The sequence below is a fragment of the Fodinibius sp. genome, assembly GCF_041642155.1.
Taxonomy (GTDB): domain Bacteria; phylum Bacteroidota; class Rhodothermia; order Balneolales; family Balneolaceae; genus Fodinibius.
Genome location: NZ_JBEPWZ010000161.1, coordinates 1 through 6,667 on the forward strand (window position 1 = coordinate 1; position 6,667 = coordinate 6,667).

Below are 6,667 nucleotides of genomic sequence, written 5' to 3' on the forward strand. Positions count from 1 at the left end.
GCTTGCCAAAAAGAGAGGGATTGTTTTTATCCCGCCCCACCTGGTGGAAGGCATGGTCATTACCGCGGAAATTGTGAAGCTGAGAGATGAGTTTGCCCAGAAGCGCATGCAGGACGGGGTGTATACCGCGGGACAAATTGACACGGAGTGGACCGACCGGATCGAGGAGGATTTCCTGGAGTGGCTCAGGGAAAACCGCATCGATCAGCTGCCCGTATCGATCGAGAAAATGAAAGAGTATCTTCAGCAGCGCACCTGGTGACAACAGAGCCAGATGCCTTTGCAAAACCAGTCCCGAAGCATCGGGAAATGTCAACCCCTGAGTGAATTTAAAACCACAACATCTAAGACATGTGTTAGGATTTTAAATTTGTGAACATGCAGAGGTTTGTCAAAAGAACGGTTTTGCAAAGGTAGCTAACCAAAAAGAAATCCAACGATTTAAAACAGCAACGCTACGATGAAGAAATTATACCAGGCATTGTTATACGTAAGCATGGGCTGCGTGGTGCTCCTGACGGGGCTGTGGGTGGCGGGGTACGGCCCCGCCGCGCTGGGCCCGGTGACCATTGCCATGTTCGCCACCCTGGCCCTGGGCGTGCGGGCCACAGACACGCTCTTCAAGTCGTTTTCCTTTTCGATCTGGATCTTTGCGGCGGTGTCGCTGGCGATGTTTTACCCGCAGCTGATCACCGAAGTGGGCGGCTTTGATACCAGCCGGCTGATTGTCCCCCTCATCCAGCTCATCATGTTCGGGATGGGCACGCAGCTGAGCCTGAGCGATTTTACGGGTGTGTTGAAAAGGCCCCGCGGGGTGCTGATCGGGATGGCCTGCCAGTTCACGATCATGCCGCTGGTGGGCATCAGCCTGGCGCTGAGCTTCGGCTTCCCGGCGGAGATCGCGGCGGGCGTGGTGCTGATCGGCTCGTGCCCGGGCGGGGTGGCCTCCAACGTGATGGCCTTTATTGCGGAGGCGGATCTTGCACTGTCGATTACGCTGACGGCGGCCGCAACGATGGTTTCCCCTTTTGTAACGCCGCTGCTTATGCAGTTGCTGGCCGGGCAATTTGTACCCATCGACGCGGTGGGAATGATGCTGAGCATCCTGAATATGATTATCCTGCCGATTGTATTGGGACTGGCGTTCAACCACTTTTTGCACGGGAAGGCCCGGTGGCTGGACGATATCATGCCGGTGGTGTCGATGGTGGGGATCGCCGTAATTATTGCGGTGATCACCGCGGCGGGACGTGATTCGCTGGTGTCGATCGGATTGCTGCTGGTCGCGGCGGCCATCCTTCACAACGCGGCCGGCTACCTGCTGGGCTACTGGGGGGGACGCCTGTTTGGGATGGAGGAGCAGGAGTGCCGGACGATTGCCCTGGAAGTGGGCATGCAGAACGGGGGAATGGCCTCGGGACTGGCCGCGGAGATGGGCAAGATTGCGACGGTGGGACTGGCACCGGCGGTGTTTGGCCCGTGGATGAATATCTCCGGCTCCACGCTGGCCAACTGGTGGCGGCGTAAAGCGCTGAAGGAGGAACAGGGCGAAGCCGTAACAGCGCCTGCAGGTTCTTCTGAAGAAGAGCTGCAGGCCTTTTCAGATTCCAGTTAATTAGTGATCGGTTACCCATCGGGTATCCCAAAAAGCTATTAAAAGAAGCTTTTGGGCTGCTCTGTATCGGTCTTGCGCAACTTTATAAATAAGGCGCGTGGCTTAGGGTATGGATGATATAAACAATGATCAGTCTATTGTTTAGGGTTCTCTGATTTTCAGCACCTGGAGCGGCTTATTATTCCGGGCGATTAAAATAACCTGTTGGCCGTTTAGCCGGAGCGGATGAATGGCCCGTATCTCTCCATCTACAAAAAAACCGCTTTCCCGGTGTGAGACGGATCGATACCGGCCGGTGGAATCCTGCCGAAGCATGACCCCGTAGCTGGCGTCGTACCGGCCCGCCTGTGGCTTTACCCGGTAGAGATTTCCTCCCATCAGCAGTTCCGCATGATCATCCCCGTTGAAATCCCGGGCAAAAATACCGTACATGGGAGAAAGCTGTGCCTCCATCGGCAATGATGTAACGGTAAACTGTCCGTTTCCGTTGTTCCGGCCCACACTACTGGATAACATCGTAGCTTTTAAGTGGATGCTTTCCTCCAGCTGCTGCTCGTTGAATAATTCCCGCACCGTCGTTTCCGCATAGGCATGGTAGCTGGGGACTTTGGATTCAAGCATGGGCAGTACGGCTAATAAATCGTGACGCAGGGCTACCGGGTAGGATTCACCATTTTTATAGGAGGTCATAATTTGCTCAAAGTTTCCGTCCCGGTTAAAATCATTCACCCACAGTTCTATGGGCTGCTGCGGTGTAGCTTCAAACCGTGAATTGAGCCCGTGATTGCCTCCGATCCAGTCCATGTCGCCATCTCCGTCCAGATCGGTAAGCTCGATGCTGTTCCACCATCCATGGGTTGAGTCGAGGCCAGCCTCGCCGGTCGCCTCGACGAAGGTCCCGTCGTTGTTACGGAATAGCCTGACAGGCATCCACTCACCGGTTATCAATAAATCGGGATCCTGGTCCCCATCCACATCTCCCCAGGCCGCATCCGTAATGAGACCGGCCTCTGAGAGTCCCGGGAGACGGTCTTCGGTCACATCACGGAACCGGCCGGATCCGTCATTTTCCAGCAGGTACCCTCCCGCCGGTATTCCGTAGGCTCCCGGCTGCATGCGGAATCCCACAAAAAGGTCCACATTCCCATCGCTGTTATAATCACCGGCCACAACAGCACCGGTTGGCTGGTTAAAGACACTCTTTAAAGAAGAAAACGCCCGGGTTGATCTTCGAAATGTCCCCTGTCCCTCGTTAAGGTATAATCTGTCGGCCAGCGCCGAATCGCCGTTGGCGAAGTCACTCCCCCCGCTTGCCACGTACAGGTCCTCGGCTCCGTCTCCGTTGGCATCGAACAGGGCACAGTCGGTATCCTCGCTGCCGGATTCCGTTTTGAAAACGTCATCACGGGCGGTTTGAAATTCGCCGGCAGCTGTTTGCAGGAATAAGGCTCCGGGCTGTCCCCTGGCTCCCCCGACAAAGAAGTCCTGCCGCCCATCTCCGTTAAGATCGCCGGTACATAACGGGGGACCCTCCGTGGAGCGCGCATGAAAGAGCAGCGGTTGGCGGTCGAAGTCGATATATTCGTTCTCCCGGTGTTGCCAATCAAACGCAAAAGTATCGGTTATATCTTCCAGCTGAGGAGGTTTTTCGCTGGGGTAGGGACGGGATTGCTCATTCCATTGCCGGGTCCAGCTGGTATCTTCGCGCGCCTGATCCTGGCTAAGCGTTAACAGCTGATTCGTCGCTGCATCCAGCACCCGGCTGAGCCGGCCATCGGGCCATTGTACCCACAAGGTGTCGATACGCTCAACCCCGCCCAGCCCGAAATGGAGCTTCGGGTCGACGGTGGACTGGTAGCCCCGGACGGGCATCTGTTCGGTGTGCCAGCGCTTGCCTCCGGCAATGAGCGCTACCTGTGAACCTACGGCTGACGAATTGGGAGCTTGGCCCTCGAGCTCGAGCTGCAGCCAGGTCCGCTCCGGATAGTTTTCCCGGGTCTGGTTCCGGTAGACAGAGGATTTCGCATTTACATTGTTGACGACCAGATCCATGTCGCCGTCATTATCAAGATCACCATAGGCTGAACCGTGGGAAAAGCCCGGTTGGTCGAGTCCCCATTCAGGAGCACGGTTGGTAAACCGGAGATAGTCCGTTTGCTCAAACATATAATTGGGGATGGGGTTCGTAGGCGTCATTTCGAGTAATTTTTGATAATTGACGCGATTATTTTGGACGAGGCTGTTTCTTACCTCGGGTTGGGTGACATGCAGCAGGTGATCCTGGTCGGTCATGTCCTTGTAGATGCCATTCGGCACAAAAATATCGCGCTCCCCGTCCATATTGAAATCGGATATCAGGGCTCCCCAGCTCCAGGCCGTCGCTTCTACGCCGGCGTAGCGGCCTATTTCGCTGAACGTACCGTTGCCGTTGTTAAGCTGCAGGACATTGCGGGTCATTTGGTGGTAATAGTCGTGCTCCAGCTCAAACTGGTACTGCTCCCAGTCGGCAAAGGTCGTGATGGTTTTAAGCCGCTGGTCGTTTTCGGGCAGCATATCGGTAACGAATATTTCAGGGTACCCGTCGTTGTTTAAATCCGCGATATCTCCCCCCATCGACGTGGTGCTGATGCTTTCCATTTGCTGTTCCAGTACTTCACGGAAGGTCCCGTCCCGGTTGTTCAGGTATAAATAATCGCGCTCGAAAAAATCGTTTGAGATAAAGATATCCTGCCAGCCATCCCGGTTCATGTCCCCCACGGACACGCCGAGTCCGAAACCGATGTCGCTGCTGTATATGCCGGCCTCTTGCGTCACCTCGGTAAATCCGGCTATTTCTTTTTCGGAGGATCCCGAATGTCCGGAGGCAGCGGTGTCTGGTTGGATGAGCTCGTTCCGGTAAAACCGGTCTCCGCCTTTAAACCCCCTTTCGTCACGGAGATTCCGCTCCAGATCGAAGCTACCGATAGACTGGGAGGTGTAGTTGAGGAGATACATGTCCAGGTCCCCGTCTTTGTCATAATCAAAGAAGGAGGCATGAATGGACAGTCCGCGGTCGGCAATGCCGTATTCTTCGGCACGCTCGGTAAAGGTAAGGTCCCCGTTATTGATAAAAAGTTCATTCCGGCGATCATCGCCTCTGATCTCCCCGGCATTACAAACGTAGATATCCAGCCAGCCATCCCCGTTTATATCGACCACGCTTACCCCGGTAGACCACGCCCGGTCACCGCCGACCCCGGCCTTTTCCGTGATATCGGTAAAGGTAAAGTCCCCCTCATTTAAATAGAGCTTGTTGTCCTTTTGATTGGCCGTCAGGTAGATATCAAGCAGGCCGTCGTTATTAAAATCGCCCAGCCCGACACCGCCCCCGGAATAGAAATTTGCATAGGTGTAACTGTTGAATGCATTGGTCGGAGACAGCTCATTGGTAAAATTTACGTTGGAGGAAGAGGAGGGAACGTTTTCGAAGAGGGTCTCCCGGGATTCCCCGCTGAAGAAAGAGCATGAGGAGAGGAGCACTACGGTTCCCCAGACAAAAAATAATATTGGTAAAAACCGGCGATAGACTATTTTTCCCACAATACCACTTTTCATTAAATGCCCTTTTCAAACTAAGCCAACTCTTAGAGTGCTTAGCAAAGCCGTTCTTTTGGCCAATATCTGCATTTTCGCGCATTCAAAAACCTCACACATGCCTTGAAATCTGCTGCGATTTTGAATTCGCTCAGGGTTGATTTTGACCAAAACTCCTGGATTTATGAACCCTCTTATAATAATAATTCGCTGTGCGGATAAAAATGAGCTGATTCTATCTACTGATAACATAAAACGGACGGGTAACCACCGTCGGACAAAATGCGTAAAACACATCAACCATTTTAATTAATTAACAAATGCTACGCAAACAAACAATTTTTATGATAAAGGGGATGCGTATCAGGCTCCCATGGAAATATTTTCAGAATCAGGAGGGCTGTACCCGTACTCGAACAGAGCACCAATGAGACACCGCTGAGAACTTTGCAGGCGGATGTGTTATATTTACATATGGGAAATGCAGGTTATAGCATGAAATGCATAATGATTTTAGAACCATTGTTTTGAAAGTCAATATCATCGGCATACTCCCTGATCAGATAAATTCCACGCCCTCCTTCTTTGAGCAGGTTTTCTTTTTTCAGGGGGTCGGGAACCTCATCCGGGTCAAATCCCGCCCCTTCATCTTTCACGCTTACGGTTAAGCGCTGGTTCCTGAGCTCAGCTACGATAGTAACGGGCTTATGCTCCTGCAGCTTGTTGCCGTGAAGTATGGCATTATTGATTGCCTCGCTCAGGGGGAGCATAATGCGGTCTCGCTGCTGCTGGTCCAGGGAAGCCCACTCTTGCAGTTCATTGACAAAGGTGTCCAGTTTGTCCATCTCCCCGAGAGAGGACTGAAGAATCATTTTTTTGGTATTGTCTGAAGCCATAATGCAGGTATAAATAACCGGTGTCACTACAGGAGACACCGGTCCGGTTTCAGGCATAGATGCCGTGCTTTTTTAAAACCAGATTTAACTCAAGAGAAGAAGGTATGAAAAATTTTGTAGATGATATAAGATCAATTTCTTTTTCTATAGCGATAAAAAGCCCATTACAATGAGGCTAATGCACTTTCGGGTTGCATTTTAGTAAAATTTAATGTTGATTCTACACATTAAAGTTTTTCCGGTATATCTGATTGGGAATGAACAGATAAGGCCGTCAAAATTGGTTAATGCTATGGACGCTAATGTTCTGGTTTTAAATAAGGACTATCAGCCGCTGAGTGTATGCTCGGTACATCGATCCATAAAACTACTGTTTTTGGACAAGGCTGAAATGCTGCATGATTATCCGGATAGAAAACTCCGGACTGTGAGCGAAGAGTATTCCTACCCGTCGGTTATACGCCTGCGCCGCTATATCAACATTCCCTATAATAAAATTGTGCTGACCCGGCATAATATCCTGAAACGTGACGCCAATACCTGCCAGTATTGTGGCTCTTCCCGTAATTTGACGATCGATCAT

General features: G+C 52.0%; 4 protein-coding genes and 1 pseudogene. 3 read left to right on the forward strand and 2 right to left on the reverse strand.

What is annotated here, in order from left to right; translation table 11 throughout:
* Both ACESLU_RS09830 and ACESLU_RS09835 read left to right on the forward strand, forming a co-directional pair.
* Window positions 1-262: pseudogene (locus tag ACESLU_RS09830) on the forward strand (RraA family protein); the annotation flags it as partial.
* 198 nt (window positions 263-460) lie between these two features.
* Window positions 461-1,615: a bile acid:sodium symporter family protein gene (locus tag ACESLU_RS09835; RefSeq protein ID WP_372638480.1), complete on the forward strand. Its 1,155-nt coding sequence runs from the start codon at window positions 461-463 to the stop codon at window positions 1,613-1,615.
* Between the two features lie 141 nt (window positions 1,616-1,756).
* Here ACESLU_RS09835 and ACESLU_RS09840 read toward each other — a convergent pair whose 3' ends face one another.
* Both ACESLU_RS09840 and ACESLU_RS09845 read right to left on the reverse strand, forming a co-directional pair.
* Entirely contained in the window at window positions 1,757-5,209 is a 3,453-nt protein-coding gene (locus ACESLU_RS09840) for a VCBS repeat-containing protein (RefSeq protein WP_372638481.1), read from the reverse strand.
* Window positions 5,210-5,676: 467 nt separating this feature from the next.
* A complete protein-coding gene (locus ACESLU_RS09845; protein ID WP_372638482.1) occupies window positions 5,677-6,141 on the reverse strand; it encodes an ATP-binding protein in 465 nt (154 codons plus the stop codon).
* 235 nt (window positions 6,142-6,376) lie between these two features.
* Here ACESLU_RS09845 and ACESLU_RS09850 point away from each other — a divergent pair.
* A partial coding sequence (locus ACESLU_RS09850; protein ID WP_372638483.1) for an HNH endonuclease occupies window positions 6,377-6,667 on the forward strand: 291 nt, incomplete at its 3' end.